The following is a 26,923-nucleotide window of genomic DNA, read 5'->3' on the forward strand; positions in this document are numbered from 1 at the left end:
CGGCTGGCTTCGATGTAGCTGTAGTTTTGCTTGAGTACGAGGTCGGCAGCCTCGCGTTTGAACTCAGCGGAAAAGGAACGGCGTTGTTTGGTCATGTGACACCTCGATCTGGCGAGCATTCTCGCCTAAATGGGTGTCCGGTTTCATTAGACCACTACACTGGTTCAGGTTATCAACGCCTGTTTCTGCATCTGCCGACGCCTCTTTATCAAATACAGAAAAAGCCCCTCAGGACGAACCTGTGGGGCTTTAGCATTTCAGAAGGGTCTACATCAAACCCCACGGCGGTCCACTCACGGCTGAGAGTGCCCCAGCTTCCGTTTGATCAATTCATAAACTTCCTTGTGCGTCGAGTTATGCAGCGAGTTGTCCTTGCATGCCGAGGCAAGGAAGGTTTTGACTTCGTCCTTGGCGTGCGGATAGAGGCTGGCGACGTAGTCGGCTTCGTGCGCTTGTGTGCAGTTGAAGTGCTTGTCGTCTTTCGCTTTGTCTCTAGCCATTTCTGCGGCTCCTTTTGAGTTCAATGATTGGGTGAAACCGGGCCGGATTGCCCCATACGCTGCAGAGCGTAGGAGAGAAAAAGAGGCCCGCCAGTCGTTCAAGCAAAAAAGGAAAAGGTTGTAGGACGGTGTCGCACGGTTACTCTCGCGGTTAAATTTCCTTAACCGGCGTATCCCCCTGCGCACCCTTGATCAACTCGATCACGTGTAAACAATCCGACTTGTTCACATACGACTCGCCACTGGCGATGGTCTCGTGATTGCCCGCGCGCAGCCTCCAGCGCCATTGGCCTTTGCCTGTAGTCGGGGTGCCTCTGGATTGCCTGTAAATCTCGAAATACATTCAGTTCGCTCCATGCGATAAATACGTGCGACAGCCTGTGTGGCGCATCGACGCAAGCCTAGCGCAGGCGTTTTTTTTGGCCATCGGACATTTGTTTCCAATCGTTCGCGGATATTTCGGGAGGATGCGGAGATGGGATCACCGAAATGCGCTGAAAACCCTGACTGTTTATTGTGCCACCGCACCGCCGCGCAAAGGTTTATGGACGTCAGCCCCAAGGCCTTTCTACACTGCCCGCATTCCGGGGAGCAGGGGGCTATGGATGAACCGCAATGAACTACGCAAGGCTGACATCAACCTGATGGTGGTGTTCGAGACCTTGATGCTCGAACGCAACGTCACCCGCGCGGCGGAAAAGCTGTTTCTCGGCCAGCCAACCATCAGCTCGGCGCTCAACCGTTTGCGCACCATGCTCAACGATCCGTTGTTCATTCGTGTCGGCCATCGTATGGAGCCGACGGCCCGCGCCGAAGACATCTTTCGCCACCTCAAGCCAGCACTGGATTCGCTGTCGGTGGCGCTGAGCCTGACCCGCGATTTCGATCCGGCGGTGAGCACCATGACCTTCCGCATTGGCCTGTCCGATGACGTCGAGTTCGGCCTGCTGCCGCCGCTGTTGCGCGCGCTGCGTCAGGAGGCACCGAGCGTCGTGTTCGTTGTGCAACACGTCGATTACTGGCGGATTCCCGATCTGCTTGCTGCTGGCGACATCACGGTCGGTATCAGCCAGACCCGTGGCCTGCCAGCCAATGCCAAACGCAAACTGCTGCGGCACATTCAGCCGAGCATCCTGCGTGCCGACGCTTCCGATACACCGCTGACCCTCGATGAATACTGCGCGCGCCCGCACGTGCTGGTGTCCCACACGGCCAATGTCAGTGGCTTCGCCGATGAGTGGCTGGCAGAACTCGGCCGTACCCGTCAGGTGGTGCTGTCGGTGCCGCAATACAGCGCATTGCCGGCGCTGTTGGCCGGCACCGACCTGATCGCCAGCCTGCCGGATTACACCGCCGCAGCTATGGCCACTTCCGGATTACTGTTCAAGGAACCGTTCCCGTTCAAGACGCCGACGCTGGACCTGTCGATGGTCTGGCTCAGCCACGTCGACAGCGACCCGGCCGAGCGCTGGTTGCGCTCGCGGCTTGAAGCGTTCATGAGCGAACGGCCTCTGGCTCCGGATTGACAACCCTCAAGAGCACTGCGACTGGCTGTGTTATATGTATGCCCCCCCCCCAACTCACTGACTGGAGCATCCCCATGCCACACCTGCACATGGAATACACCGCCAACCTGCCGCAGTTGAACGCCGATCTGGCGTTGATCCGGCTCAACAACACGTTGGTGGGTTCCGGGCAGTTCGCCGCGGAGTTCGATATCAAGAGCCGTGCGGTGAAGGTTGAAACCTTCAAGGTCGGCACGGCCATGGGCGAGCGAGCATTTGTGCATGTGAAGCTGGCGCTGCTCAGCGGTCGTTCGGCGGAGACCAAGAAGCAGCTGTCGCAAAGTCTGCTGGCGGTGTTGCAGGAGCTTTGCGAATGGCCGGCCGACGTCGAGGTGCAGTTGTGTGTGGAACTGTTGGATATCGACCGCGAGTCCTACAGTAAAACCGCCATCGGCGTTTAAAACTCAGCCTGCTTCCAGCTCGCTGCACACCTTGATCACTTGCTCACGTAGCCAGATGTTGGCGCTGTCCTGATCGGCGTTCTGGCTCCATTGCATGTCGAGGGTGAATCCCGGCAGACCATTGGGCGCCTCACAGTGATTAAACACCGCGTCGTTGGTGAGTAAACGCTGGATGCGCCTTGGCAGGGTGAGGATGAAGTCGGTGCCGGTAATCATCTTCAATGCGGCGCTGTAACTGTTCGAACGCGCGACGATCTGCCGTTTCTGTGCCTGCCGTGCCAGCCAACCGTCGACCATATTGGTGGTGGACGTCCAGGGCGTCGGGAACACATGCCGCCGCTCTGTGAATGCTTGCAGGCTCAGGCGCGGCTCCAGTGGCGTGGCGCGTTTGTCGAAGACGCAGACCAGGTCATCCTCCAGCAGCATTCGCGATTTCAGATCAGTGTGGTGGCGGTGAAAATTGGGGCCGAAACTGATCGCCAAATCGAGGCTGCCATCACGCAATTCGTCGGCCGGGACGTCGGTTTCGAATTTGTGCATGTTGACCATCACCGGCAAGTCGTCGAAGTCGAAACGCTTCAACAGGCGCGGCAGAATCAGTTGCTCGAAGTATTCCGGGGCGCAGATGTTGAACGTGACCGCTTGCTGGGTCGGGTTGAATACCGGGGCACCGGCGTGGCACAGGTTGATACTTTCAAGAATCTTCTGCACATGGCCGTACATGCTGCTGGCTTTGTAGGTGGGGCGCATGCCGGTGCGGGTGTTGATGAATAGCTCGTCTTCGAAACTGGTGCGCAGTTTTTTAAGGCAATAACTGACGGTGGACTGACTGACGAACAGCGTTTCCGAAACATCGGTGACACTGCTCTGCTCATACACGGCGACAAACACCATGAGATCCTGCATGTCGAGTTTTCGAAGCAAGTTACTATTCAGCATCCGTACTGTCTCGCTGTGCCCCTTGCGCTGAATACGCGCAAACGTGTGCGTACGATCCTAACGGAACGATGGTGCCAGGACAAAGCCTTGTAGGACATTTCACGGACAGTTGTGGGACAGAAAGTTTTAGCAATACGACTTCATCAGTCAAACCGTTGAAAGATGGCCAGAAGCCTCCAGCTCGATCACTGAAACTGTCGTGCGTAATGCCGGGGATCGAAACGCCGCACCATCAGCAGCATGACAACCATCACTGCGGTCAGCGACCACCACGCCCATTCGAAGCTGCCGAGTTGATCGCGGATCAACCCTGCCATCAGTGGTGAAAGTCCGGCAATCAGATAGCCAATTCCCTGTACGAAGGCGGTCAGGGCCCCGGCGCGCTGCGGGTTGTCGAGGTGATCGAGCGAGACGATCAGGCTCATCGGAAACAAGCCGCCAATCCCCAGACCCAACAGGCACGGCCACAACAGGCTGAAGTGTTGCGGGCTGAGGATCAGTCCACAGAACCCGGCAATGATCAGGCCGAGAAGCGCCATCAGCAACACGCGGCGATCGCGACTGCGATTGGCAATGGCCGGTACTACCAGGCCGGAAATCACCTCCATGGTGGTCAGAAAACCTAACAGCAGCCCGGCGTTTTGTTCGCTCCAGCCTTTTTCGACGTAGTACGGCGCGAGCCAGGCGAGAACACAGGTGTAGGACGCGGTCCCCAAACCGAAGAAGATTGCGAGTAACCAGGCGCGGGAATGTGTGAAGAAAGATTGTTTCTCCGCTGGCGCTGGGTACCGTGGAGTATTTGCCTGCTGCGCCCACCAGAACAACAATGCAAGCAGTGCCAGCCCAGCCCATATCGCCAGACCGGTGCGCCAACTGCCAGTGCGTAACATGACCAGTGGCGCAAACGAGGCGGCGATGGCCGCGCCGCCCATGATCGAGGTGACATACAGGCCCATGCACAGCGCTACGTTGTCGGGAAAACGCGATTTGATCAGCGCTGGCATCAACGCTTGAATGAGCGCGATCCCGAACCCGGCGAGCACGGCGCTGACAATCAGCTCAGCGGCCGAATCAACAAACAGGCGTGCCACGGTCGCCAGGCCAATGATGGCCAGCGACATCAGTATGGTGCGTTGTTCACCGAGGCGCTGGCTGATGCCGATCCCGAAAAACATCGCCAATCCCATGGCCATGACGGGGAGCATCGTCAACAGTGAGGCGACGCTGAAACTTAGCGCGATGTCACCGCGTATCGCCGATAACAACGGACCGACCGCCGCCATCGACGGGCGCAGGTTGAGGGCGACCAACACGATACCGAGCATTAGCCAGACAGCGGGGCGGGCGGTGACGCGGACGTTTTCCATTTTCAGACCTTTGCAACGAGGACTGACGATTAGGCGCGAGGCAGCAGAGGAGGGGCAAACCAGAAAATCCGCAGGCGTATTTAAAAACTCGATAGCACCACCCATCCGTGGGGAGTGAGCCTGCTCGCGAAGAGTCCGGCACATTCAGCACTTTTGGTGACTGACACACCGCCTTCGCGAGCAAGCTCGCTCCCACAGTGAGCAGTGACTGGCAAAAAACTGAACCAGACCTGAATTATTCTCAAATACTTCGCAAGTTTTAGCTTGTCGTCATCAAACAACTAATTGTTGGCTTCTTTTTCACAAAAAATTGATGGTTGCCTGCTTAAAGTTTGTGTTGTCTGAGTCAATGAACTTTTCACAATTGGCGACGGCACTTCTCTTCAGGAATATCCCTCACTATGTTGAAGTTAAAAGCCGTGCGCCCGGAATGGGTGACGTTGTGTGCCAGTGCATTTTTTTTAGCTGGATTCAACTTTGTGCTTTGGCAGCACCTCTTCGCGATCACCTCGGCGGACGGCAAGGGCATTGCCATGCGCGTCGCTTTCGGGGTGATGATCTTTGCGGCCTTCAACATTGTGCTGACCTTCCTGGTGTTTCGCCGAGTATTGAAACCGGTACTGACGTTGATGTTCCTGATCAGCGCCGGTGTGGCTTATTTCATGAGCCAATACGGTGTAATGATCGATGCGGGGATGTTACGTAACTTCGCTGAAACCAATGCCACCGAAGTTCGTGACCTGCTCTCTTTTAAGTTGCTCGCTTACATAGTCTTTTTGGGTGTGCTGCCGTCCTGGTTGTTGTGGAGAGTTCCGGTCAACTATCGCCGTTGGCATCGCGAGTTGTTTAGCAAAGTTATTGTGAGTTTCGCCTCGGTGGCGGTCATCGGTGGGGTGGCGCTGGCCAACTACCAGGGTTTGTCATCCCTGTTTCGCAATCACCACGAATTGCGCCTGATGCTGGTGCCGAGCAACTACATCGGCGCATCGGCCGGCTATCTGCGTGAACAAGTCGCTTCTGCGCAGCGGCCATTCGTCAAGATCGGCGAGGACGCCCAGCGCGATGTTGCCTCGCAAAACCATCCGCGCAAATCCTTGACCGTATTGGTGGTGGGTGAAAGTGCACGGGCGGAGAACTTTGGCATTCTTGGGTATGACCGCGACACCACGCCAAAACTCGACAAGGAAGCAGGGCTGATCGCGTTTACCGATGTGCATTCCTGTGGCACGGAAACGGCAGTCTCAGTGCCATGCATGTTCTCCAACATGGGCCGCAAGAACTACGATGCCAGTAAGGCGAAGAATGAAGAAGGTTTGCTGGATGTACTCAAACGCGCCGGGATCGACGTGATCTGGCGCGACAATCAGTCGGGCTGCAAAGACACCTGTAATCGCGTCACTGTGCAAGATGTCAGCAACTTGAAAGACCCGGCGCTGTGCGCCAACAGCGAGTGCCGCGACGAAATTCTCCTGCAAGGCCTGCAAAGCTTTATCGATAATCTGGACAAGGACACCGTGCTGGTACTGCACCAGATGGGCAGTCACGGCCCGGAATACTTCAAGCGCTACCCGAAGGAGTACGAGCACTTCACCCCGGTGTGTGAAAGTAATGCGCTGAATAATTGCAGCCGCGAAAGTATCGTTAACGGTTACGACAACACGCTGGTGTACACCGACCATGTGCTGTCGAGTTTGATCGATGTGTTGCGCAGCAATCAGGACAAGGTCGATACCGCCATGCTGTATCTGTCTGATCACGGTGAGTCGCTGGGCGAATACAACCTGTTCCTTCACGGCACGCCTTACATGTTGGCGCCGGAGCAGCAGAAACATGTCGCCATGCTGGCGTGGTTCTCCGACAGTTATCAGAAGTCCTACTCGGTCGACACGCATTGCCTGCAAATGAGTCGCGACAAACCGTTGAGCCAGGACAATCTGTTTCATTCGATGTTGGGCCTGCTGGAGGTACACAGCTCGGTGTATCAACAGGATCTGGACATGTTCGCGGGCTGCCGTGGCGCGGTGATTGACGGGGTGCTGGCCAAGGAGTGAGCCAGCAGACTCACCTTGTAAGACTATTCTTTCCCCTGGGCGGGAGATTTCATCAAGCTCTTGTCCAGTTGAGGCGCGGAAACCGCCAGTGGCGATATATACTGCGCGCCATTCTTCAAGGGAGAGCCGTGTGGCCATCGATATTCACTGGATTCGCGACAACGAAAGCCTCGCGCAATTTTGCGCCGAGTGGCAGCAGCTGCCTTTCGTGGCCATCGACACCGAATTCATGCGGGTCGACACCTTCTACCCGATTGCCGGCCTGTTGCAGGTTGGCGACGGCAAACGCGCCTACCTGATTGATCCGCTGAGCATCAATGCCTGGCAACCACTGGCTGCATTGCTGGAAAACCCGGCGGTGCTCAAAGTCCTGCACGCGTGCAGCGAAGACCTCGAAGTCCTGTTGCGCCTGACGGGCAGCCTGCCAGCGCCGATGTTCGACACGCAATTGGCCGCCGCTTATCTGAACCTCGGGTTCTCGATGGGTTATTCGCGACTGGTGCAGTCAGTGCTCGGCATCGAACTGCCGAAGGGCGAGACCCGCTCCGACTGGTTGCAGCGTCCGTTGTCCGATACGCAAATCAGCTACGCCGCCGAAGATGCCGTGCATCTGGCGGAGGTTTTCGTACAACTGCGGCCGAAACTGTCTGACGACAAGTTCGCTTGGGTACTGGAAGACGGCGCCGAACTGGTCGCCAACCTGCGTCGGGAAACCGATCCGTACGAGGTGTATCGCGAGGCCAAACTGGCGTGGAAACTGTCCCGTGCGCAATTGGTTGTGCTGCGCGAACTGTGCGCCTGGCGCGAGCGCGAGGCCCGCGCCCGCGACCTGCCGCGCAACCGTATCGTGCGCGAGCATTCGCTATGGCCGCTGGCCCGTACGCAACCGGATTCTCTCGGCGCGCTGGGCAAGATCGAAGACATGCACCCGCGTACCGTGCGTCAGGACGGCGAATTTCTGCTTGATCTGATCAAGCGCTCTGGCAGTGTGGGACCTGATCAATGGCCGCCCGCCGTGCCGGAGCCATTGCCGATCGAAGCGGCTGCGCTGATCAAGCAACTGCGCGCCCTCGGTCAGGCCGAGGCCGAGCGCCTGGATATCGCCCCGGAACTGATGCTGCGCAAGAAAACCCTCGAAGCCCTGGTCAAAAGCGGCTACCCCGAGGGTCCTTACCAATTGCCTGAGTCGCTGCGTGGCTGGCGCCGCGAACTCATGGGTCAGATGCTGCTCGACAGCCTGGCCACCGCCGGAGAACAGCCTTGAAACGTATTTGTTCCATTTACCAAAGCTCAAAGCGCAGCGGCATGTACCTTTATGTGCTCAAGAGCGATGAGCTTGAGCGTGTGCCGGAAGCCCTGATGCTGGCGTTCGGCAAGCCGAAACACTCCTTCAATCTGGTGCTGTCGCCCGAGCGCAAACTGGCCAGCGAAGACATTGTCGTGGTGCTGGAAAACCTCGAAAAGCAGGGCTATCACCTGCAAATGCCACCGGCCGAGGACGAGTACATCGAGCACTTGCCCGAAGAGTTGTTGCGCCGCAACGACCCGATGTGATCGGCGAGGCCCTTTTCTGGGGCCTCGGTTAACCCTGGAATTGTTTTTAACGCGATGGTCGCGATGAATGTTGTGGCCGTCTGCACGGTTTGCGAAAGGTTTGAAGATGCGCGTTCTGATTGCTGAACACGACCACGCGATATACGCCCGGCTGCTGCAACAAGCAGCGCCGGAGCTGGAAATACTGACCAGCGGCGACTCCGCTGAACTGGCCCGTCTGGCCGCCGATTGCCCGGTGTGGCTGGGGCAGCCGGATTTGCTCGCGACCCTGTTACGTCAGGGTCATCAACCACAATGGCTGCAATCGACGTGGGCTGGCATCACGCCGCTGCTGGCCGACGGCCTGTGCCGGGACTACCGCTTGACCCGAGCGGTGGGGATTTTTGGCCAGGTGATGGCCGAATACGTGCTGACCTACATGCTCGGTCACGAACGCGAAGTGCTGGCGCGGCTAGTCAGCCAGGTCGAGCGTAAATGGGACAATCGCACCGGCCAGAGTCTGGTCGGGCGCAAGGTGCTGATCGTCGGCACCGGCGACATCGGCCAGAGCGTGGCGCAGTTTCTGCTGCCGTTCGGCGTTGAGCTGTACGGCATCGCCAGCAGTGCCCGCGAGCAGGCGCCGTTTGTCGAAGTCGGCTCAATGGCAGATCTGCCACGCCTGGTGGGCGAAGTGGATTACGTGGTCAATCTGCTGCCGAACACGGAGCACACCCACGATATCTACGACGCGGCGCTGTTCAAGCAATTCAAGCCGACCGGGTTGTTCATCAACGTCGGGCGTGGCGTGGCAGTGGTCGATGCGGATCTGGTGGATGCCCTGAAGGAGGGGCATCTGGCGGGCGCGGTGATCGACGTCTGCCGTCAGGAACCGCTGCCACAACGTCATCCGTTCTGGACAGCGTGGGGCTTGCTGCTCACGGGCCACAGCTCGGCACCGACGTCACCGGCGTTGATGGTGCAGTTGTTCGTCGACAATTTGAAGGCGTATCAGACGGGTGAAGCGTTGCGCGGTGAAGTGGATTTCAACCGCGGGTATTGATCGAGCTGCCACAAAAACTGACAAGTGCTGCGCAACCGGCAGTCGCCAGCGCTTGGCCCACAGAGCCTTGGGCACTAGACTGGCGGCCTTTCACCACCTGATGTTGATGCTTGAGCCATGGCCGCCAAAGTCGAACCGTTCTGGATACGCAAAACCCTCGATCAACTGGATCTGGAGGAATGGGAGTCGCTGTGCGACGGCTGTGGTCTGTGCTGCCTGCAAAAGCTCGAGGATGAAGAAGACAACAGCGTTTATTACACGCGCATCGCCTGCAAACTGCTGGACCTGAAAACCTGCCAGTGCAGCGATTACCCGAACCGCATCAAGTTTGTCCCGGACTGCATCCAGCTCACCCCAGGCCAAGCCGAAGAGTTTAAGTGGCTGCCGCCTACCTGCGGTTATCGACTGGTCAGCGAAGGCAAGGACCTGCCGTTGTGGCATCACCTGGTGTGTGGCGACCGCGATGCGGTGCACCACGAAAGGATTTCCCAATCCGGGCGCATGCTCGCCGAAGGCAGCGTGGCCGAGGATGACTGGGAAGATCACTTGATCTTCCGCGTGGGTTAACGAGCAAACATCTTCAATAACGCGTTGCTCCAGTCATACCGCCATCGCTGGCAAGCCAACTCCCACAGATCTACCTGAATGCCACAGATCCTGTGAACACTCCCAAACCCTGTGGGAGCTGGCTAGCCAGCGATGAGGCCGGGAGCCTCATCCCCCACTCTGGATCAAAGCCCCGCTTTCGGCGATTTCACCGAATCATTGCCTGTCACCGTCGCGGTGCTGGTCGCGGCCTCGGCATTGGCCTTCAGCTTGCTCAGTTCTTCACCCGCGCGCTCAATCTTGCCCCGCACATTGTTCATGTCCTGACGGCTCTTCTCAAACAGGCTTTTCACCGAACTGCGCCCGGTAATCCCACGGGCCATGGCTACACCGCCAATCGCCACCTGAATCAACCCGAATACGCCGCCACGGCGCAGACCCTTGCCGACCATGATCACGCCGCCGGCCAGCGAGCCGATGCGCTCCCAGCCCTGTACGTTTTGCTCGGACGGGGACTGAAACGGGGTGGATTCGATACGCTCGACGCGTTTTAGCTCGGTCATGATCTTTCTCCAGGCAATGAATAATGGTTAAACAAGCTGACTGCCGGAACGGTTAGCTTGTTCCATCGGATGTGCGACGTTTCAGCGGAATTTCGGCCCGGAGCGGGTGTTCAGGCCTTTTGCCATGCGGTCGTAAAGCACGACGTTGACCGTTGCGGCGAGGTTCATGCAGCCGGTGGTCGGGATGTATACGACGTCTTCGCACCAGTCGCGGATTTCTTTATCCAGCGAGCCGTCTTCCGGGCCGAAGATGTACAGCGCGCGGTCCGGGTGGGTGTATTCCGGTAGCGGGCGGGCGCCTTCGACCAATTCCACGGCGACCGGCACGCAATTGAGCGGAAGGATTTTTTTCAGATCATCGATACCGATCAGCGGGATGTCGTAGTGCACGCGTTTGGTGTCAGTGACGAAGTCGGCGGCGCGGTCATAACGCTTGCCGGTGTAGAACACCGACGCCACGCCGTAACAGCCTGCGGCGCGCATCACCGAACCGACGTTCTCCGGTGATTTGGGGTTGTACAAACCAATGCAGCTGTAACGTTTGTCTGCCACGAGCGGGGTGCCTTCGGGAAAAAGAGGGCGATTATACGGGGATTGGGGGAGGGCGGGCAGTTTCAAGACTCGTGGTGTCAGCTCGGCCGTCTTCGCGAGCAAGCTCGCTCCCACATTGGAATGCGTTTCTATGTGGGAGCGAGCTTGCTCGCGAAGGGGCCGGTTCAGAAGAAGATAATGCTCAGTCTTCTTTCTTCATCAACCCGGCCAGGGCGGCAAACGGGTTATGCGTCGCCTTGGCGATTTTCGGCGTGCTCAGCGAGCCTTCGCTGAAGTATTGCTGGTCGGTGTAACGCGAGTGCTCGTTGTCGTGGCAGTACAGGCACAACAACTCCCAGTTCGAGCCATCCTGCGGATTGTTGTCGTGATTGTGGTCGCGGTGGTGCACGGTCAGTTCGCTCAGGCGTTTGCCGGAGAACTCACGGGTGCAGCGCCCGCACACGTGCGGGTACATCTTCAGGGCTTTGTCACGGTAGCCCATTTCCTTGTCGCGCTGGTTGTCGGCGAGGATGCGATCGAGCTTCGACGTGTTGGTGGGGGTGGACGAACTCATGGGTTCACCTTTGTTGAAGACTAAAGACGGTTATGTGCAGAGTTTAGCTCAGCCCTTGAGCTTCTCGGCAATCCAGATCGTGTGGCGGGTGCCTTTGTTGCCGTGGGCGAAGACCTGCACTTCTTCAGCCTTGAAACCGGCCTTCTTCAATTTGTCGGAAAACTGCCGATCGGCGCTGGCCGACCATACGGCAAGCACGCCTTTGGGGCGCAGGGCTTTGGCGCAGGCATTCAGACCAGCGGCGGAGTACAGCCAACTGTTGGCCTTCTGGGTCAGTCCTTCAGGGCCGTTGTCGACGTCGAGCATGATCGCGTCGAAACCGTTCGGCTCGCTTTGCAGCACAATGGCGACGTCGTCCTGACGGATCACCGTACGCGGATCGAGCAGCGGTCGGCCGGACTTTTCACCGAGCGGGCCACGGTTCCACTCGACCACGCCCGGGACCAGTTCGGCGACCACGACTTCGGCGGTTTTGCCCAGATGCTTGAGCGCGGAGGCGAGGGTGAAACCCATGCCCAACCCACCGATCAGCACCCGCGAATTAGGGCGCCCGGCGACCTTGCGGCAGGGGATCTCGGCCAAGGCATCTTCGGAACCGTGCATGCGCGTGTTCATCAATTGCCCGCCGTCGCCGCCCTGGATCTTGATGACAAAATCCTCGCCATACTCGAACAGGCACAGGGCACCGCCGCTTTCAGGGATCGGGGTGGTGTCGAGCAGAACAAAACGTTTCATGGAAATCTCTACAAGGGGGAAGGCAAGCAGGCCCGTTGGGAGTAGCCTGAGCGCAGACTAAGGCCAAACGGAGCCCTTGATGAAGCGCACCATTCTAACGGTCATTGCCCTGGCCGCGCTCGCGATTACTGCGGTGCAGGCACAGCAGACCATTCCGGTCAGCCCGGCGCCGCAACCCGGCTCGCCCGGTACCGCAACGCCGACGCCATATCCGCAGATCACACCGATCAACATTCCCAAGTCGGGTGCCGGCAGTGGCAGCCCACCGCTGGTACCGATCGAAATGCCCAGCCCGCCGAGCAAGGATCAACCGCTGCCGGGCATTGAACCGACCGCTACCAAGGCCAAATCCCCAGGCGGTTAAATCTGCTGCGCCGCCAATTGGCCGTCGGCCATGCGCAGGCGTTTGGACAGCGAGACGGCGAGGGCGCGGATAATCTTGGCGGCAATCTTCGGTGCGTCGTTGAGCATTTTTTCCAGCGAATCCTTGCCCAGGTTCAGCAACTGACAATTGCTCGCGGCGATACACGTTGCTGAACGCCGTTCGCCGTCGAGCACGGCCATTTCACCGAATGCCCGACCGCTGCGCAGCGTGGCCATGGTGATGACCTGGCCGTCGGGCCCGGTTTTCTGCACGGCCACCTGGCCAGTGTGAAGGATGCACATGAAACTGCCGGCATCGCCCTCGCGGAAAATCGCTTCACCCTCAGCCACGGTGCTGATGCTGAAGTAGCCCGAAGCGGCAGCAAAGTCCGCGAGCACTAATTGGTCGAACAGGCCGCAATCCATCAGCCAGTCGCGGATTTCGTTGTTCAGTAAGGTTGGTTCTGACATGTCATTACTGTCTTTATTGTTTTCTCGGTTTTCAGGCGCTACATGAACCCCTGTAGGAGTGGTGTATCGGCCCCTTGGGTCTGCAATTAAGACCCAAGTGACCGACGGAGTTCCTCAGGCAAGCCCCAGAACCGTGAAAACAAATGCGTATTCGAGCGCTACGTCACGTAATCCCTGGTATCGCCCGCTCATCCCGCCATGCCCGGCGCCCAATTCGGTCTTGAGCAGCAGCACGTTGTCGTCGGTTTTCATTGCACGCAGTTTCGCCACCCACTTGGCCGCTTCCCAGTACTGCACACGGCTGTCGTTGTAGCCGGCGATCACCAGCGTTGCGGGATAATCCTGCGCGGTGACGTTTTCGTACGGCGCATACGCTTTGATTCGCTCATAGACGTCCGGGTCTTCGGGATTGCCCCACTCGTCGTACTCGGTGACGGTCAGTGGCAGCTCCGGGTCGAGCATGGTGTTGAGTACGTCGACGAACGGCACTTCAGCAATCGCCACACCGAACAGATCCGGCCGCTGGTTAAGGACCGCGCCAATCAGCAAACCACCGGCGCTGCCACCGCTGATCGCCAGTTGCGGCGCGGTGGTGATACCGTTGAGGATCAAGAACTCGGCGCAGGCGATGAAGTCGCTGAAGGTGTTGTGTTTGTGCTCTTGTTTGCCGGCGCGATACCAGGCTTCGCCCAGCTCACCGCCGCCGCGCACGTGGGCGATAGCGAAAGCCATGCCGCGATCAAGCAGGCTCAAACGGGCATGGGAGAACCACGGGTCGAGGCTCGAACCGTAAGCGCCGTAACCGTAGAGGTACAGCGGCACCGGTTTGCCGACCATTTCACGTTTCATCACCAGACTGATCGGCACTTGCGTGCCGTCCGGTGCCCTCGCCCAAAGGCGCTGGCTGACGTAGGCGTCGGCGTCGAACGGGCCGAGCACCGGGGTTTCCTTGAGGACGGTTTGCTCGCCCGTCGCGAGGATCAGTTGGCGAACCTGGGCCGGACGATTCAAGGCCTCGTAGCGCAGACGAATGCGATCGCTCTCAAATTCCAGACTGTTTTGCACGTAGAGGCTGTAGGCCGCGTCCGGCAATTGCACGCGATAAGGCGTCAGGCCATGTGGGTGAACTTCGATGATCGGCAAGCCACCTTCGCGCAGGCTCAGGGTCATGGCTTCGGTGTTGAGGGTTACGCCATCGAGCATCACCGTGTCGCTGTGCGCGATCAGGTTCTGCCAGTCGGCCTCGCTCGGTGCGATCCCGGTGTCCGGCGCCTGATACAGGGCGAAGTTGATGCCGTCGCGGTTGGTGCGGATGAACCACGTCCACACGCCATCGAGCATGCCGTGATCGACATCGTATTCATGGTCCTCGACCCGCGGTGCCAGACAGGTGAACGGCAGATGCGGCTGATTGGCGTCCAGCGCCCAGACTTCGCTGGTGGTCTTACTGCCCAGCGACAGCAGCAATTGCTGCTCGGAACTTGCGCGGTAGCAATGCAGGAAGAAGCGGCCGTCCGGTTCGTGGAAAATTTCTTCGGCCGCGGTACCGTCGAGGCGATAGCGGAACAGTTTGTACGGGCGGTGGGTGTCGTCGAGCGCGCCGAAGAACAGCGTCCGGCTGTCGTTGGCCCAGGTCATGCTGCCATCGCAGTCTTCGAACTCCAGTTCGCTGACCTTGTCGTTGGCCAGCTCCTTGACGAACAGGGTGTAAATCTCATCGCCCGAGGCATCTACGCTGTACGCCAGACGCTGGTGATCGGGGCTGATGCTGAACGCCCCCAGCGAGAAGAATCCGCCATTGGCCAGCGCATTCGGGTCGAGCAGCAGCTGTTCGCGGCTTTCGTCGAGGGTCAGGATGTCGTCCGCCGGGCGCGGGCAGCGATAGTGCCGAGCGTATTCATCGCCCGCCGTGGTGCGCGTGTAATACAGGTACGGACCCCACGGCGAGGGCAGGGACAAATCGGTTTCCAGGATGCGGCCCTTGATCTCTTCGAACAGACTTTCGCGCAGTTCAGCCTGATCGGCGGTCTGTGCCTCTTGATAGGCGTTTTCAGCCTTGAGGTAATCGAGCACCGCGTCGGTGTCGCGTTCCTGCAGCCAGGCATACGGGTCGGCACCGGCCGCCTGGTGAGCAATCGGGGCACTGATGACGTTGGCGGATTGGGGCATGGAAGGCTCTCGGACAATGTACGGAATTAGGGTTTCGCAGCGCTTGAGACCACCGCAGACCCTGTGGGAGCGAGCTTGCTCGCGAAAGCGGTGTGTCAGACAAATGGATGTTTGCTGACAGGACGCCATCGCGAGCAGGCTCACTCCTACAGGTCTTGCTCCAGGTCGCATGTCTATTGGGACAAGCCTGGCGGGCGAAAAGTCGTTACTATAAGCGCCTCTTTGCCTGCCTTGCCATGGACACCATGACCGAGAACGACTATCTGATCGCCTGGGGCCTCTACGGCTTTGCCGCTGTAGGCTGCCTGTTGGTATGGATGCGCCTGACCCGCTGGATGTGGCGCTGGTTGCGCGAACCCCTTCGTGTACTGATGGCAGTGTTGCTGTTCAGCCCTACTGTCGTTGATCCGGTGAAGGAAATGGTCGCTCCGGCCATCGCTATCACTGCGCTGGATCTGGCGTTCAAGGTTGGCAACAACGCGTGGCGGGCGGTCTCCGATCTGTTTATGTACGGCATGATCGCTTTCGGTATCTACCTGATCTACGTGCTGATCCGCTTGCCGATCGAGCGCGCGTCCACAGCTCGCCGCGAACAGGCTGAAGCTGCCAAAGCCGCAGCCCGCGCCGATGATCGTGACGATGATCAACCATTCGGCGCCGCCGGAGACGACCGCTACGGTCGCCCGCCGGTACCGAACAATCCGCAGCGCATGCGGGTCGAGCCGCGTCTGTAATCCCGAGAGTCCGCACATGTGTGAATTACTGGGCATGAGTGCCAACGTGCCGACCGATATCGTCTTCAGCTTCACCGGGCTGATGCAGCGCGGCGGCCGCACCGGCCCGCACCGCGACGGCTGGGGCATCGCCTTCTATGAAGGTCGCGGCTTGCGGCTGTTTCAAGACCCGGCCGCGAGCTGCGAGTCGGAAGTCGCCAATCTCGTCCAACGCTACCCGATCAAGAGCGAAGTGGTCATTGGCCACATTCGCCAGGCCAACGTCGGCAAGGTCTGCCTGTCCAACACCCACCCGTTCGTCCGCGAACTGTGGGGACGCAACTGGTGCTTCGCGCACAACGGCCAACTCGCCGACTTCACCCCGATCAAAAGTTTCTACCGCCCGGTTGGCGATACCGACAGCGAAGCGGCGTTCTGCGATTTGCTCAACCGCGTGCGTGCAGCATTCCCCGAACCGGTCGATATAGAAGTGCTGCTGCCGGATCTGGTCGCTGCGTGCGCCGAATATCGCAGCAAAGGCGTATTCAACTGCCTGCTCAGCGATGGCGACTGGCTGTTCTGCTATTGCTCGACCAAACTGGCGCAGATCACCCGGCGCGCACCGTTCGGCCCGGCACGGCTCAAGGATGTCGATGTGATCGTCGACTTTCAGGCCGAAACCACGCCCAACGATGTGGTGACGGTCATCGCGACCGAACCGTTGACCGAAAACGAAACCTGGACCCGCTACGAACCGGGCCAATGGAGCCTGTGGCGACGCGGCGAATGCGTCAGCCAGGGCAAGACCGAATAAGGATTGCACCCCATGTTGCTCAGTTATCTACGGCTGGTGTTGTTTGCGGCGGGCCTGTTGATCGGTGTCCAGGTGCCGGGATTCATCAACGATTATGCGAAACGGGTCGAGGCGCATCTGATCGAGGCGCAGACCGGCCTGCGCGGGTTTCAGGGCACTGCCGAGCAGTTCTTCAAGGGTGACATTCAGGCGTTGGTCGCGCATTACCGTGCCAGTGAAGACCCGGTGTTTCGCAGTGATGCCGACAGCCTGAGCACTATGCTCAACCGTCAGATAGCGCTGGATAAGCAATTCCAGGCGATGCAGGGCCCGTGGTACATCCGTTTCCTGCAAGTGGTGCTGGCTGCCGATCCGGATATTCGCAAAGAGACCTGGAACGGTTACAGCTACCAGATTCTGCTGACGCCAGAGGCGATGATCTGGGGCATGAGCGGGGCGTTGCTGCTGTCGTTCGGCATCGAATGCCTGTTCCGCTTGATCGACTGGGTGGTGCTGGGCGGCAGACGCCTGCGCCAGAGCCGGCCAATTGAAGACCGCGACGTGCGCGGGTTGTAATATCACTACAACCCCTGTGGCGAGGGGATTTATCCCCGTTGGGCTGCGAAGCGCCCTGAAACCTGAAAACTCAATTTTATCTGTTACACCGTCGGGGGGCGCTTCGCGTCCCATCGGGGCGGTGCGACGTTACGCTAAATCCCCTCTCCACAGGAGCGGTCATTCCGGGAGCGTGACGTAACCCGCGCCAACCTTGCGCGCATATTCCGCCAGCACCTGCTGACACATCGTCACGATCTCCTCGACCCACTCAACCCCCACCCGCCACGACACCACTACCTGCAACGCCGGCGGTGTCTTGTCGATGCCGAGCAAGGTCAATTCCCCGCGCGCCAACTCCTCTGCCACCAGCACCGGTGGCAGCGCGCCGATACCAAATCCATCACGCAACAACCGGGTAATCGCCGACACCGAATTCACGCAGTTCAAGCGCGGCGCCAACACACCGCTGGCCTGCATCAGCGCCAGAATGTCTTGATGCGGCCGGGAGTTTTTCGAGTAGGTGATGATCCGCTCCTGCGCCAGTTCGGCGAGGTCGGCATAGTCGCGGTTGTAGATCGAATTGCTGGCGACGATCCAGCCCAGCGGATGGCTGGCCAGTTCCAGACTGCGCACGCTTTCATGACGCACCAGATCGGTTTGCAAGATCAGATCGAGAAAGCCTTTTTGCAGCTGATCGCAGAGGTTCAGCGACGTATCCGCCACCAGTTCGATTTCCACTCGCGGATACACATCGGTCATCTGCGCCACCAACGGGCTGAGCCAAGTGTGAATCACCGTGTCCATGACACCGATACGCACACGGCCAACTTTGCTCGAACGGGTCTCAATTGATTGCTTCAGTGCCTGCATGGTGTCGAGCATCTGCTCGGCATAGTCCAGCACTTTCAAGCCTTCGGGCGTCAGGCTCACGCCACGCGAATCACGCAAAAACAGCTTCACACCCAGTTCGCCTTCAAGCACCGCGATGCGGCTGGAAATCGACGCCTGGGTGGTGAACAGCTTGTCGGCGGTCAGACGAAAACTCTTCAGCCGGGCGACCCAGACAAAGGTCTCGAGAAACTTCAGGTTCATGGGCAAGGCTCGGGTGACAAATTTTTCTTATGCCTAAGGCGGGTTTTTATTCGTTGGACGCAGCAGGGGCACGGGGCGAAAAATCGGCGCATCCGGTTCCCACGATAGGCGTCGTCGGGGCTGCGAACAAGACCAATAAAAAACCTGCGGAGATTTGCCATGAGTGCTCCCGACACTATCGATCTACCTAAGCCATCGGCGCGTCCGGGGCCGTTCGACTGGTATCGCAACATCAACCAGCAGGAGCGTCGCACGTTCTGGAGCTGCAAGATCGGCTACGGTCTGGACGGCATGGACACGCAGATGCTCAGTTTCGTCGTGCCGACCCTGATCGCGATGTGGGGCATCACGACCGGTGAGGCCGGCCTGATTCACACCAGCACCTTGATCGCCTCAGCCATTGGCGGTTGGGTCGCCGGCATCCTCTCCGATCGCATCGGTCGCGTACGTACTCTGCAACTGACCGTGCTGTGGTTCGCCTTCTTCACCTTTCTCTGCGGCTTCGCGCAAAACTACGAACAATTGTTAATCGCCCGCACCTTGATGGGCTTTGGTTTCGGCGGCGAATGGACCGCAGGCGCCGTGCTGATCGGCGAGGTGATCCGCGCCAAGGATCGCGGCAAAGCAGTTGGCATGGTGCAATCCGGTTGGGCGCTGGGTTGGGGGATGACAGCCATACTCTATGCGCTGCTGTTTTCGGTACTGCCGCCGGAAGACGCTTGGCGGGCGCTGTTCATCCTCGGCATCGTCCCGGCGATTTTCGTGATTTTCGTTCGGCGTCTGGTCAAAGATCCGGAGATCTATCGCGAGGCCAAAGCGGCGCAAACCCCGGAAAACCAGGCGAAGTTCTACGAGATCTTCGCCCCCGGCATGCTCTCCACCACCATCCGTGCCTCGCTGCTGACCACGGGGGCGCTGGGCGGTTACTACGCGATCACCTCGTGGCTACCGACCTTCCTGAAAAACGAGCGCGGCTTGAGTGTGCTCGGCACTGGCGGTTATCTGGCAATGGTCATCGTTGGCTCCTACGTCGGCTACGTGATCAGCGCCTATCTGACCGATCTGTTGGGCCGTAAAAAGAACTTCATCCTGTTTGCGGTCGGTTCGTTCACCATCGTTCTGCTGTACACGCAATTGCCGGTGAGCAACGGCGTGATGTTGTGGCTGGGCTTCCCATTGGGGTTCTTTGCTTCGGGAATTTTCAGCGGCATGGGTGCGTTTCTCACCGAGCTGTTCCCCACGCGGATTCGCGGTTCGGGTCAGGGTTTTTGCTACAACATCGGCCGGGCGCTGGCGGCGCTGTTTCCACTGTTTATCGGTCTGCTCAGCCAGAAAGTGCCATTGAGCATGGGCATCGGTGTCTTTGCTGCGGTGTCTTACGGCGTGGTGATTCTCGCGGCGTTGAGCCTGCCGGAGACTCGCGGCAAGCAACTGGACGCTCAGTAACTGATAACCTGCGGGGCCTTGCCCAACGGGCTTTGTCCTACGGATAGAAAGACAAGAAGCTACAGGAGTGTTTACCGTGAGCCGCCTGTTATTGAACTGCGACATTGGCGAGAGCTTCGGCAGCTGGACCATGGGTCTGGATGACGAGGTCATGCCCTTCATCGATTGCGCCAACGTAGCCTGCGGTTTTCACGCCGGCGATCCGAGCATCATGCGTAAAACCGTCAGCCGTGCGCTGAGCCACGGCGTGCAGATTGGCGCACACCCGGCCTATCAGGATCTGGTCGGTTTCGGCCGCCGCTCCATGGTCTATTCCGCGCAGGAACTGCAAGACATCCTGCATTACCAGATTGGTGCCCTCGACGGCATCTGCCGAGCACAGGGCGCGCGGGTCAGTTACGTCAAACCCCACGGTGCGATGTACAACGACATGATGGCCAACCCTTCGCAGTTGCGCGCAGTGATTCAGGCCGTTGCCGCCTACGACCGCGCGTTGCCGCTGATGCTGATGGCGACCCGCGACAATGCGGCGGCGCAGCAACTCGGTGACGAGTATGGGGTGACCCTGTGGTTCGAAGCGTTCGCCGACCGCGCCTACGACAGCGCCGGCCGACTGGTCTCGCGGCACCTGCCGGGCGCCGTGCATCACGATCCGCAGAAAATCATCGAGCAAGCCCTGATCATCGCCCGGGGTGACACCCTCACCGCCATTGATGGCAGTGCCTTGCACTTGCAGGCCAACACCCTCTGCGTGCACGGCGATAACGCCAGTTCGGTGGCCGCCGTGCAGCGCATCCGTGAGGCCCTGAATCAGCAGAGCGCACCATGAACCCAAGGATTGAAGTGGTGGCACTGGATTGCCTGATGCTGCGCCTGTTCGATGAAATCGCTGAAGCCAACATGCCGTGGATGCTCGCAGCCAGCGAGCGGTTGCGTGAGGTGTTCGGCGCGCAATTGATTGACCTGGTGCCGTCCTACACCACGCTGATGGTGCATTACGATTTGACGTTGGTGAATCCGAAGCAGGCTCGAGAATTGATTGCTGAGGCGTTGATCGATCTGTCGCCGAATGCGCGAACCGCCGGCCAGTGCCATGTGTTACCCGTCTGGTACGACCTGAGTGTCGGGCCTGAGCTGAGCTTGCTCGCCGAGCGCAGCGGTCTGGCGGTGGCGGAGGTGATTCGTCGTCACAGCGCGAGGGAGTATCAGGTGTTCGCCCTCGGTTTTGCGCCGGGTTTTGCTTTCATGGGGTTGGTTGAAGAAACTCTGGCAGCACCGCGTTTGAATACCCCGCGCAAGAAAGTCGCCGCTGGTAGCGTCGGGATCGCCGAGCGTCAAACTGCCGCTTATCCCGTCGTATCCCCCGGCGGCTGGAACCTGATCGGTCGCACGCCGGCGAAGCTCTTTGATCGCAATCGCGACGGCTACAGCCTGATGCAGCCCGGTGACACGGTGCGGTTCGAAGCGGTAAGTCATGCCGAGTTCATCAACCTTGGCGGTGATGACACGCCACTGGAGGCGCAGTCATGAGCCGACTGACAATTGAAGCCAGCACACCGCTGTGCCTGTTGCAGGATGCCGGGCGCTTTGGCGTGCGCCATTTGGGCGTGACCCAGGGCGGCGCGGCAGATTGGCGTTCGATGGGTTGGGCTAACTGGTTGCTGGGCAATGGACTGGACGTGCCGGTGATCGAAATCACCCTTGGCGGGTTTGCCGTGGTGGCCGAAGAGGACTGCTTGCTGGCGCTCGCCGGGGCAGATCTTGGCGCGCAGGTCGACGGCCAGGCATTGGCGCCGTGGCGCAGTTTCAAATTGAGTAAAGGGCAGAAATTGCAATTCACCCAGCCATTGCTCGGCGCCCGGGCTTATCTGGCGGCGCCCGGTGGCTTTGACGCGCCAAAGGTTCTGGGTAGTAGCGCAACGGTGGTGCGCGAAGAGCTTGGCGGACTTGATGGCATGGGCTTGCCCTTGGCCAAGGGCTCGACGCTGAGCTATCACGGCGAAGCCGTTCAACTGCGCGAAGTAACGCATCAGCAGCAACCGGACCTGCGCTCGAATGCACCACTGGATCTGGTGCTCGGTGCGCAGATCGGTCAGTTCAGCGGGCAGAGCCTGTTTGACGTGTTCAACAGCCCGTGGACGCTCGACAGTCGCGCCGATCGCATGGGTATTCGTCTGTTGGGCAAGGCGTTGCAGTATCAAGGATTGCCGATGATTTCCGAGGGCATTCCGCTAGGGGCGGTACAGGTGCCGCCGGACGGGCAGCCAATCGTGTTGCTCAATGATCGGCAGACCATTGGCGGCTATCCACGGCTGGGAGCGTTGACGCCGTTAGCGTTGGCCAAATTGGCGCAGTGCCTGCCGGGGGCGCAGGTGCGGTTAAGGCCGGTGGTGCAGGAAGTTGCGCACCGGGAACACGTCGAGTATTTGCGGCGCTTTATCAATCCCTAAAAGCATCGCGGGCAAGCCCGCTCCCACAGTGTCCGAGTCGTACACAAAAACTATGTACATCACCGATACCTGTGGGAGCGGGCTTGCCCGCGATGGCGTCAGCCCAGACAACGATTATTTGGACAAAAACCGCATCCCTTCCTCTAGTCCGCGAAGGGTCAGTGGATACATCTGATCCTCAATCAAATCCCTGACGATATTGGTCGACGAGGTATAGCCCCACGTATCTTTCGGATACGGGTTGATCCAGATGAGTTTCTTGTATTTCGCCATAAACCGCTGCATCCACACGTAACCCGGCTCTTCGTTCCAGTGCTCGACGCTGCCGCCGGCCTGAGTGATTTCATAGGGCGCCATCGCCGCGTCACCGATGAAGATCACTTTGTAGTCAGCACCGTACTTGTGCAGCAGGTCCTGGGTTGACGTGCGTTCGGAAGTGCGGCGCATGTTGTTCTTCCACACCGATTCGTACACGAAGTTGTGGAAGTAGAAATACTCCAGATGCTTGAACTCGGTCTTGCAGGCCGAGAACAGTTCCTCGCAGATCTTCACATGCGCATCCATCGAACCGCCGATGTCGAACAGCAGCAACAGCTTCACCGTGTTGCGACGTTCCGGACGCATCTGGATGTTCAACAGACCGGCATCCTTGGCGGTGTGGTCGATGGTGCCGTCGATATCCAGCTCTTCCGCGGCGCCTTGACGGGCGAATTTACGCAGGCGACGCAGGGCAACCTTGATGTTGCGCGTGCCCAGTTCCACCGAATCGTCGAGATTTTTGTACTCGCGCTGATCCCAGACTTTCACCGCTTTGCCCTGGCGCTTGCCGGCATCACCCACCCGAATGCCTTCCGGGTTGAAACCGCCGGAGCCAAACGGACTGGTGCCGCCGGTGCCGATCCATTTGTTGCCGCCGGCGTGGCGTTCTTTCTGTTCTTCCAGGCGCTTCTTGAATTCTTCGATCAGCTTGTCCAGACCGCCCAGGGACTGGATTTGCGCGCGTTCTTCGTCGCTTAGCGAACGCTCGAACTCCTTGCGCAGCCAGTCTTCGGGGATCAGCGCCTGCAGGTGATCGTCGAGTTTTTCCAGGCCATTGAAGTAAGCGCCGAACGCACGGTCGAACTTGTCGAAATGCCGTTCGTCCTTCACCAGAATCGCCCGCGACAAGTAGTAGAACTCGTCCATGTCGGCGAACGTCACGCGCTGTTTCAGCGCGTTGATCAGGTCGAGCAGCTCGCGCACCGAGACCGGCACCTTGGCTGCACGCATTTCATTGAACAGGTTGAGCAACATGGCGTCAGCCTCTTAGCGGGTGCCGCGACGGCTCATGAACGCCAGGCGCTCAAGCAATTGCACGTCCTGTTCGTTCTTCACCAAGGCCCCTGCCAGCGGCGGAATGGCTTTGGTCGGATCGCGCTCACGCAGCACCGCTTCGCCGATGTTGTCGGCCATCAGCAGTTTCAGCCAGTCGACCAGCTCAGACGTCGATGGCTTCTTCTTCAAGCCTGGCACCTTGCGCACGTCGAAGAATACGTCCAGCGCTTCGCTGACCAGATCCTTCTTGATGTTGGGGTAGTGCACATCGACGATCTTCTGCAGGGTGGTGCGGTCGGGGAACGCGATGTAGTGGAAGAAGCAGCGGCGCAGGAACGCGTCCGGCAGCTCTTTCTCGTTGTTGGAGGTAATAATGATGATCGGGCGCTTCTTGGCCTTGATCGTCTCGTCGATCTCGTAAACGTAGAACTCCATCTTGTCGAGTTCTTGCAGCAGGTCATTCGGGAACTCGATGTCGGCCTTGTCGATCTCGTCGATCAACAGAATCACGCGCTCCTCGGACTCGAAAGCCTCCCAGAGCTTGCCTTTCTTCAGGTAGTTGCGCACATCGTGGACTTTTTCCGTGCCCAGCTGCGAGTCGCGCAGACGGCTGACCGCGTCGTACTCGTACAGGCCCTGATGCGCCTTGGTGGTGGACTTGATGTGCCAGGTGATCAACCTGGCGTTGAACGATTCGGCCAGTTGCTCGGCGAGCATGGTCTTGCCGGTGCCCGGCTCGCCCTTGACCAGCAGCGGCCGCTCCAGGGTGATGGCGGCGTTGACTGCCAGCTTCAGGTCATCGGTGGCGACGTAGGCCTGGGTGCCTTCGAACTTCATCTGCTAATCCTCGAACGGTAACGCCGACCTGAACGGGCAGGGCGGGGGCGAAATAATCGGATGCCCCGACTATAACGCGCAGTCCGGTCGACTGTGAACGCAGACGGCTTATTCAGTCTCTGAATGGGGCGTCACATGTTGACTCAGTCCGCATCCGGCTTCGGCCGTTCATACCGCGCATTGAACGCCTGCACAAATCCATTGCGCAAAATCTGCAAAAACGCTTCGAACCCGTTGATATTTTGCTGGTGCACGTTACCGCTGAGTTGTACGCGAGTGGCGAACTGGTTTTTGACCTGGTTTTTCAACACGGTTTCGGTACCGCCGACCAGTGCTTCCCAGATCGAGCGGAACAGACCTTTGTTCTTGTTTTCGACGTCCTGTTGCCAGTCGAACACGTCGACATCGCGCAGCAGCGGTTTGATGTAACCGGTCACTTTGGCTTTTTCGGCTTTTGCTTCAATCACCACGTCGCCATGCCCGGCGTTGAAATCGAACTTGCCATAGGCTGAGGCGAAATCATTCATGCGCTTGAGTTCGATATCTTTGGCGCGGAGTCGAAACTCGAAGTCCTCGAAATTGCTCAGTGGATCGAAGGTTGCGGTGGTTTCCAGAGGGGCGTGGCCCAACAACAAGGCTTTGCCTTCGAAACGCGCATCGCGCTTGCCCTCTTTGTCGACCACATTGGTCAGGTTGTAGATGCTGGCATCGACGTTGGTGGCGTTCATGTTGACGGGTGGTTTGGAGTTGAAATTGCGGAACGTGACGCGACCATCGTGGATCTGGACTTCATCCAGGGTGATCGGCAAAAGCTTGCCCAATTGCTCGCGCCAGTCGGTGCCCTGACCAGTCTGGGAATTCTGCTTGTTGGCACCACCGTCGACGAAATTCACCTCCGGTTTCAAGAACTGCACCTGCGCGACTACCGCATGGTCGTTCCACAGCGAGTGCCAGCTCACCGACAGGTCAATCACCGGTGCGTTGACGAACGGTACCGGGACCTTGCCGTCGACTTTGACGATCTTCAGGCCGTTGATCTTGTAGGCGCCGCGCCACAACGCCAGGTCAACATCGGTCACCTGCCCACGGTAATCACCCATGTTCGCCAGTTTGTCGTTCAGATAGTCGCGCACCAGATAGGGCAGGGCGATGTGCAAGGCGACCAGTAACACAATGACGGTGGCGAAGGCCCACAACGGCCAGCTGTAACGACGCTTCATGGTGACGATTCCCGAACGGTATAAAACGATTGACTGCGGGCGTCGACAGACGTTCGACCCGACTGGACTGTGATGGGCAACAGGCATACCTTGGAGCGCTAAATTCAATGCTGCACAAGGACCCAGCCATGAGCCGTATCTTTGCTGACAACGCCCATTCCATTGGCAATACGCCATTGGTGCAGATCAACCGCATCGCGCCGCGTGGCGTGACCATCCTGGCCAAGATCGAGGGTCGCAACCCCGGTTATTCGGTCAAGTGCCGGATCGGCGCCAACATGATCTGGGACGCCGAAGGCAGCGGTAAACTCAAGCCGGGCATGACCATCGTCGAGCCGACGTCGGGCAACACCGGCATTGGCCTGGCCTTCGTGGCTGCGGCCCGTGGCTACAAGTTGATGCTGACCATGCCGGCGTCGATGAGTATCGAGCGCCGCAAGGTCCTGAAAGCGCTGGGCGCCGAACTGGTATTGACCGATCCGGCCAAAGGTATGAAAGGCGCAATCGAGAAGGCGGCGGAGATTGTTGCCAGTGATGCAGATAAATATTTCATGCCGGCGCAGTTCGATAACCCGGCCAACCCGGCCATCCATGAAAAAACCACTGGCCCGGAAATCTGGAATGACACCGACGGCGCCGTTGACGTGCTGGTGGCTGGAGTAGGCACCGGTGGAACCATCACCGGTGTTTCGCGGTATATCAAGAATACTCAGGGCAAACCGATTATTTCGGTGGCGGTGGAGCCTATGGCTTCGCCGGTGATTACCCAGGCGCTGGCCGGTCAAGAGATCAAGCCGAGCCCGCACAAGATTCAGGGCATCGGTGCCGGTTTTGTACCAAAGAATCTGGATCTGTCGATCGTCGACCGCGTCGAGCAGGTCACCGACGAAGAGTCGAAGGCCATGGCGCTGCGTTTGATGCAGGAAGAGGGGATCCTGTGCGGCATCTCTTGCGGCGCGGCGATGGCGGTGGCGGTTCGTTTGGCGCAGACGCCGGAAATGCAGGGCAAGACTATCGTTGTGATCCTGCCGGACTCAGGTGAGCGTTATCTGTCGAGCATGTTGTTCAGCGATCTGTTCACCGAGCAGGAAAATCAGCAGTAATCAGGAGATCAAAAGATCGAAATTAGCGG

General features: G+C 58.9%; 30 protein-coding genes. 16 read left to right on the forward strand and 14 right to left on the reverse strand.

Features of this window, described 5'->3' with window-relative positions; all coding sequences use genetic code 11:
* Positions 1-293 precede the first annotated feature (293 nt).
* Both ACIQVE_RS06205 and ACIQVE_RS06210 read right to left on the reverse strand, forming a co-directional pair.
* A complete protein-coding gene (locus ACIQVE_RS06205; protein ID WP_401266501.1) occupies positions 294-500 on the reverse strand; it encodes a hypothetical protein in 207 nt (68 codons plus the stop codon).
* A 151-nt stretch (positions 501-651) separates the two neighbouring features.
* Complete coding sequence (locus ACIQVE_RS06210; RefSeq protein ID WP_402805646.1) at positions 652-843, reverse strand: YegP family protein; 192 nt, start codon at positions 841-843, stop codon at positions 652-654.
* Between the two features lie 262 nt (positions 844-1,105).
* Between ACIQVE_RS06210 and ACIQVE_RS06215 the strand changes: the two genes are divergently transcribed.
* Together ACIQVE_RS06215 and ACIQVE_RS06220 are read left to right on the forward strand one after the other, a co-directional pair.
* Positions 1,106-2,026: a LysR substrate-binding domain-containing protein gene (locus tag ACIQVE_RS06215; RefSeq protein WP_402805649.1), complete on the forward strand. Its 921-nt coding sequence runs from the start codon at positions 1,106-1,108 to the stop codon at positions 2,024-2,026.
* A gap of 74 nt (positions 2,027-2,100) precedes the next feature.
* Entirely contained in the window at positions 2,101-2,466 is a 366-nt protein-coding gene (locus ACIQVE_RS06220) for a 5-carboxymethyl-2-hydroxymuconate Delta-isomerase (protein WP_402805651.1), read from the forward strand.
* A gap of 3 nt (positions 2,467-2,469) precedes the next feature.
* On the opposite strand, the gene ACIQVE_RS06225 is transcribed toward ACIQVE_RS06220, so the two are convergent.
* Positions 2,470-3,405 (reverse strand): LysR substrate-binding domain-containing protein, encoded by a 936-nt coding sequence (locus tag ACIQVE_RS06225; RefSeq protein WP_402805653.1) that lies wholly within the window; start codon positions 3,403-3,405, stop codon positions 2,470-2,472.
* A 185-nt stretch (positions 3,406-3,590) separates the two neighbouring features.
* Positions 3,591-4,772 carry a cyanate transporter gene (locus ACIQVE_RS06230; RefSeq protein WP_402805656.1) on the reverse strand — a complete coding sequence of 394 codons (1,182 nt, stop codon included), beginning with the start codon at positions 4,770-4,772 and terminating at the stop codon, positions 3,591-3,593.
* 401 nt (positions 4,773-5,173) lie between these two features.
* On the opposite strand from ACIQVE_RS06230, the gene ACIQVE_RS06235 reads away from it, so the two are divergent.
* From ACIQVE_RS06235 to ACIQVE_RS06255, 5 genes are all read left to right on the forward strand, one after another.
* Positions 5,174-6,823, forward strand: a complete 1,650-nt coding sequence (locus tag ACIQVE_RS06235) for a phosphoethanolamine transferase (protein WP_402805659.1) — start codon at positions 5,174-5,176, stop codon at positions 6,821-6,823.
* A 130-nt stretch (positions 6,824-6,953) separates the two neighbouring features.
* A complete protein-coding gene (rnd, locus tag ACIQVE_RS06240; RefSeq protein ID WP_402805661.1) occupies positions 6,954-8,087 on the forward strand; it encodes a ribonuclease D in 1,134 nt (377 codons plus the stop codon).
* The gene (locus ACIQVE_RS06245; RefSeq protein WP_210702326.1) at positions 8,084-8,377 is read left to right on the forward strand and encodes a YcgL domain-containing protein; all 294 of its coding nucleotides are present in this window, start codon (positions 8,084-8,086) and stop codon (positions 8,375-8,377) included. Before rnd ends, ACIQVE_RS06245 begins: the two co-directional genes overlap by 4 nt.
* Before the next feature lie 106 nt (positions 8,378-8,483).
* Entirely contained in the window at positions 8,484-9,416 is a 933-nt protein-coding gene (locus ACIQVE_RS06250; RefSeq protein ID WP_402805664.1) for a D-2-hydroxyacid dehydrogenase, read from the forward strand.
* Positions 9,417-9,533: 117 nt separating this feature from the next.
* The gene (locus ACIQVE_RS06255) at positions 9,534-9,983 is read left to right on the forward strand and encodes a YcgN family cysteine cluster protein (RefSeq protein ID WP_402805666.1); all 450 of its coding nucleotides are present in this window, start codon (positions 9,534-9,536) and stop codon (positions 9,981-9,983) included.
* A 164-nt stretch (positions 9,984-10,147) separates the two neighbouring features.
* Here the strand turns inward: ACIQVE_RS06255 and ACIQVE_RS06260 are convergent, their stop codons facing one another.
* The 4 genes from ACIQVE_RS06260 to ACIQVE_RS06275 all read right to left on the reverse strand — a co-directional run bounded on the left by ACIQVE_RS06260 (position 10,148) and on the right by ACIQVE_RS06275 (position 12,365).
* Positions 10,148-10,525, reverse strand: coding sequence for a DUF2892 domain-containing protein (locus ACIQVE_RS06260; RefSeq protein WP_402805669.1), 378 nt, complete (start codon positions 10,523-10,525; stop codon positions 10,148-10,150).
* 81 nt (positions 10,526-10,606) lie between these two features.
* On the reverse strand, positions 10,607-11,077 hold the full coding sequence (locus tag ACIQVE_RS06265; RefSeq protein WP_402805671.1) for an RNA methyltransferase: 471 nt from the start codon (positions 11,075-11,077) through the stop codon (positions 10,607-10,609).
* A 181-nt stretch (positions 11,078-11,258) separates the two neighbouring features.
* A complete protein-coding gene (locus ACIQVE_RS06270) occupies positions 11,259-11,630 on the reverse strand; it encodes a YajD family HNH nuclease (RefSeq protein ID WP_007911336.1) in 372 nt (123 codons plus the stop codon).
* A gap of 48 nt (positions 11,631-11,678) precedes the next feature.
* Positions 11,679-12,365 (reverse strand): spermidine synthase, encoded by a 687-nt coding sequence (locus tag ACIQVE_RS06275; RefSeq protein ID WP_402805674.1) that lies wholly within the window; start codon positions 12,363-12,365, stop codon positions 11,679-11,681.
* Positions 12,366-12,444: 79 nt separating this feature from the next.
* On the opposite strand from ACIQVE_RS06275, the gene ACIQVE_RS06280 reads away from it, so the two are divergent.
* Positions 12,445-12,729 (forward strand): hypothetical protein, encoded by a 285-nt coding sequence (locus tag ACIQVE_RS06280; RefSeq protein ID WP_402805677.1) that lies wholly within the window; start codon positions 12,445-12,447, stop codon positions 12,727-12,729.
* Here ACIQVE_RS06280 and ACIQVE_RS06285 read toward each other — a convergent pair.
* Positions 12,726-13,199, reverse strand: coding sequence for a cyclic nucleotide-binding domain-containing protein (locus ACIQVE_RS06285; RefSeq protein ID WP_402805680.1), 474 nt, complete (start codon positions 13,197-13,199; stop codon positions 12,726-12,728). The genes ACIQVE_RS06280 and ACIQVE_RS06285 overlap by 4 nt on opposite strands.
* Positions 13,200-13,313: 114 nt before the next feature.
* Positions 13,314-15,368, reverse strand: a complete 2,055-nt coding sequence (locus tag ACIQVE_RS06290; protein ID WP_402805683.1) for a S9 family peptidase — start codon at positions 15,366-15,368, stop codon at positions 13,314-13,316.
* Between the two features lie 236 nt (positions 15,369-15,604).
* Between ACIQVE_RS06290 and ACIQVE_RS06295 the strand changes: the two genes are divergently transcribed.
* The 3 genes from ACIQVE_RS06295 to ACIQVE_RS06305 are packed head-to-tail and all read left to right on the forward strand — an operon-like array spanning position 15,605 to position 17,450.
* Entirely contained in the window at positions 15,605-16,102 is a 498-nt protein-coding gene (locus tag ACIQVE_RS06295; RefSeq protein ID WP_402805685.1) for an MFS transporter, read from the forward strand.
* A gap of 16 nt (positions 16,103-16,118) precedes the next feature.
* Positions 16,119-16,895 carry a class II glutamine amidotransferase gene (locus ACIQVE_RS06300; RefSeq protein ID WP_100847538.1) on the forward strand — a complete coding sequence of 259 codons (777 nt, stop codon included), beginning with the start codon at positions 16,119-16,121 and terminating at the stop codon, positions 16,893-16,895.
* A gap of 12 nt (positions 16,896-16,907) precedes the next feature.
* Positions 16,908-17,450: a DUF2937 family protein gene (locus tag ACIQVE_RS06305; protein WP_115147718.1), complete on the forward strand. Its 543-nt coding sequence runs from the start codon at positions 16,908-16,910 to the stop codon at positions 17,448-17,450.
* A 159-nt stretch (positions 17,451-17,609) separates the two neighbouring features.
* Here the strand turns inward: ACIQVE_RS06305 and ACIQVE_RS06310 are convergent, their stop codons facing one another.
* Complete coding sequence (locus ACIQVE_RS06310) at positions 17,610-18,524, reverse strand: LysR family transcriptional regulator (RefSeq protein ID WP_402805689.1); 915 nt, start codon at positions 18,522-18,524, stop codon at positions 17,610-17,612.
* Positions 18,525-18,683: 159 nt separating this feature from the next.
* Here ACIQVE_RS06310 and ACIQVE_RS06315 point away from each other — a divergent pair, with 159 nt between their 5' ends.
* The 4 genes from ACIQVE_RS06315 to ACIQVE_RS06330 all read left to right on the forward strand — a co-directional run bounded on the left by ACIQVE_RS06315 (position 18,684) and on the right by ACIQVE_RS06330 (position 22,420).
* On the forward strand, positions 18,684-19,970 hold the full coding sequence (locus ACIQVE_RS06315) for an MFS transporter (protein ID WP_402805690.1): 1,287 nt from the start codon (positions 18,684-18,686) through the stop codon (positions 19,968-19,970).
* Positions 19,971-20,046: 76 nt separating this feature from the next.
* The gene (locus tag ACIQVE_RS06320; RefSeq protein ID WP_402805693.1) at positions 20,047-20,799 is read left to right on the forward strand and encodes a 5-oxoprolinase subunit PxpA; all 753 of its coding nucleotides are present in this window, start codon (positions 20,047-20,049) and stop codon (positions 20,797-20,799) included.
* Positions 20,796-21,500 (forward strand): 5-oxoprolinase subunit PxpB, encoded by a 705-nt coding sequence (gene pxpB, locus ACIQVE_RS06325; RefSeq protein WP_402805696.1) that lies wholly within the window; start codon positions 20,796-20,798, stop codon positions 21,498-21,500. Before ACIQVE_RS06320 ends, pxpB begins: the two co-directional genes overlap by 4 nt.
* The gene (locus tag ACIQVE_RS06330; protein WP_402805699.1) at positions 21,497-22,420 is read left to right on the forward strand and encodes a biotin-dependent carboxyltransferase family protein; all 924 of its coding nucleotides are present in this window, start codon (positions 21,497-21,499) and stop codon (positions 22,418-22,420) included. The genes pxpB and ACIQVE_RS06330 overlap by 4 nt, the downstream gene beginning before the upstream one ends.
* Before the next feature lie 114 nt (positions 22,421-22,534).
* Here ACIQVE_RS06330 and ACIQVE_RS06335 read toward each other — a convergent pair whose 3' ends face one another.
* From ACIQVE_RS06335 to ACIQVE_RS06345, 3 genes are all read right to left on the reverse strand, one after another.
* Positions 22,535-23,713, reverse strand: a complete 1,179-nt coding sequence (locus tag ACIQVE_RS06335; protein ID WP_042558108.1) for a VWA domain-containing protein — start codon at positions 23,711-23,713, stop codon at positions 22,535-22,537.
* A gap of 12 nt (positions 23,714-23,725) precedes the next feature.
* Complete coding sequence (locus tag ACIQVE_RS06340; protein WP_402805703.1) at positions 23,726-24,571, reverse strand: AAA family ATPase; 846 nt, start codon at positions 24,569-24,571, stop codon at positions 23,726-23,728.
* A 143-nt stretch (positions 24,572-24,714) separates the two neighbouring features.
* The gene (locus ACIQVE_RS06345; RefSeq protein ID WP_402805706.1) at positions 24,715-25,791 is read right to left on the reverse strand and encodes a DUF748 domain-containing protein; all 1,077 of its coding nucleotides are present in this window, start codon (positions 25,789-25,791) and stop codon (positions 24,715-24,717) included.
* Between the two features lie 128 nt (positions 25,792-25,919).
* Between ACIQVE_RS06345 and cysK the strand changes: the two genes are divergently transcribed.
* Positions 25,920-26,894, forward strand: coding sequence for a cysteine synthase A (gene cysK / locus ACIQVE_RS06350; RefSeq protein ID WP_402805708.1), 975 nt, complete (start codon positions 25,920-25,922; stop codon positions 26,892-26,894).
* The last annotated feature ends 29 nt before the right edge of the window (positions 26,895-26,923 follow it).

Source organism: Pseudomonas sp. NPDC098747, assembly GCF_044760045.1.
In the GTDB taxonomy this organism is placed as follows: Bacteria; Pseudomonadota; Gammaproteobacteria; order Pseudomonadales; family Pseudomonadaceae; genus Aquipseudomonas.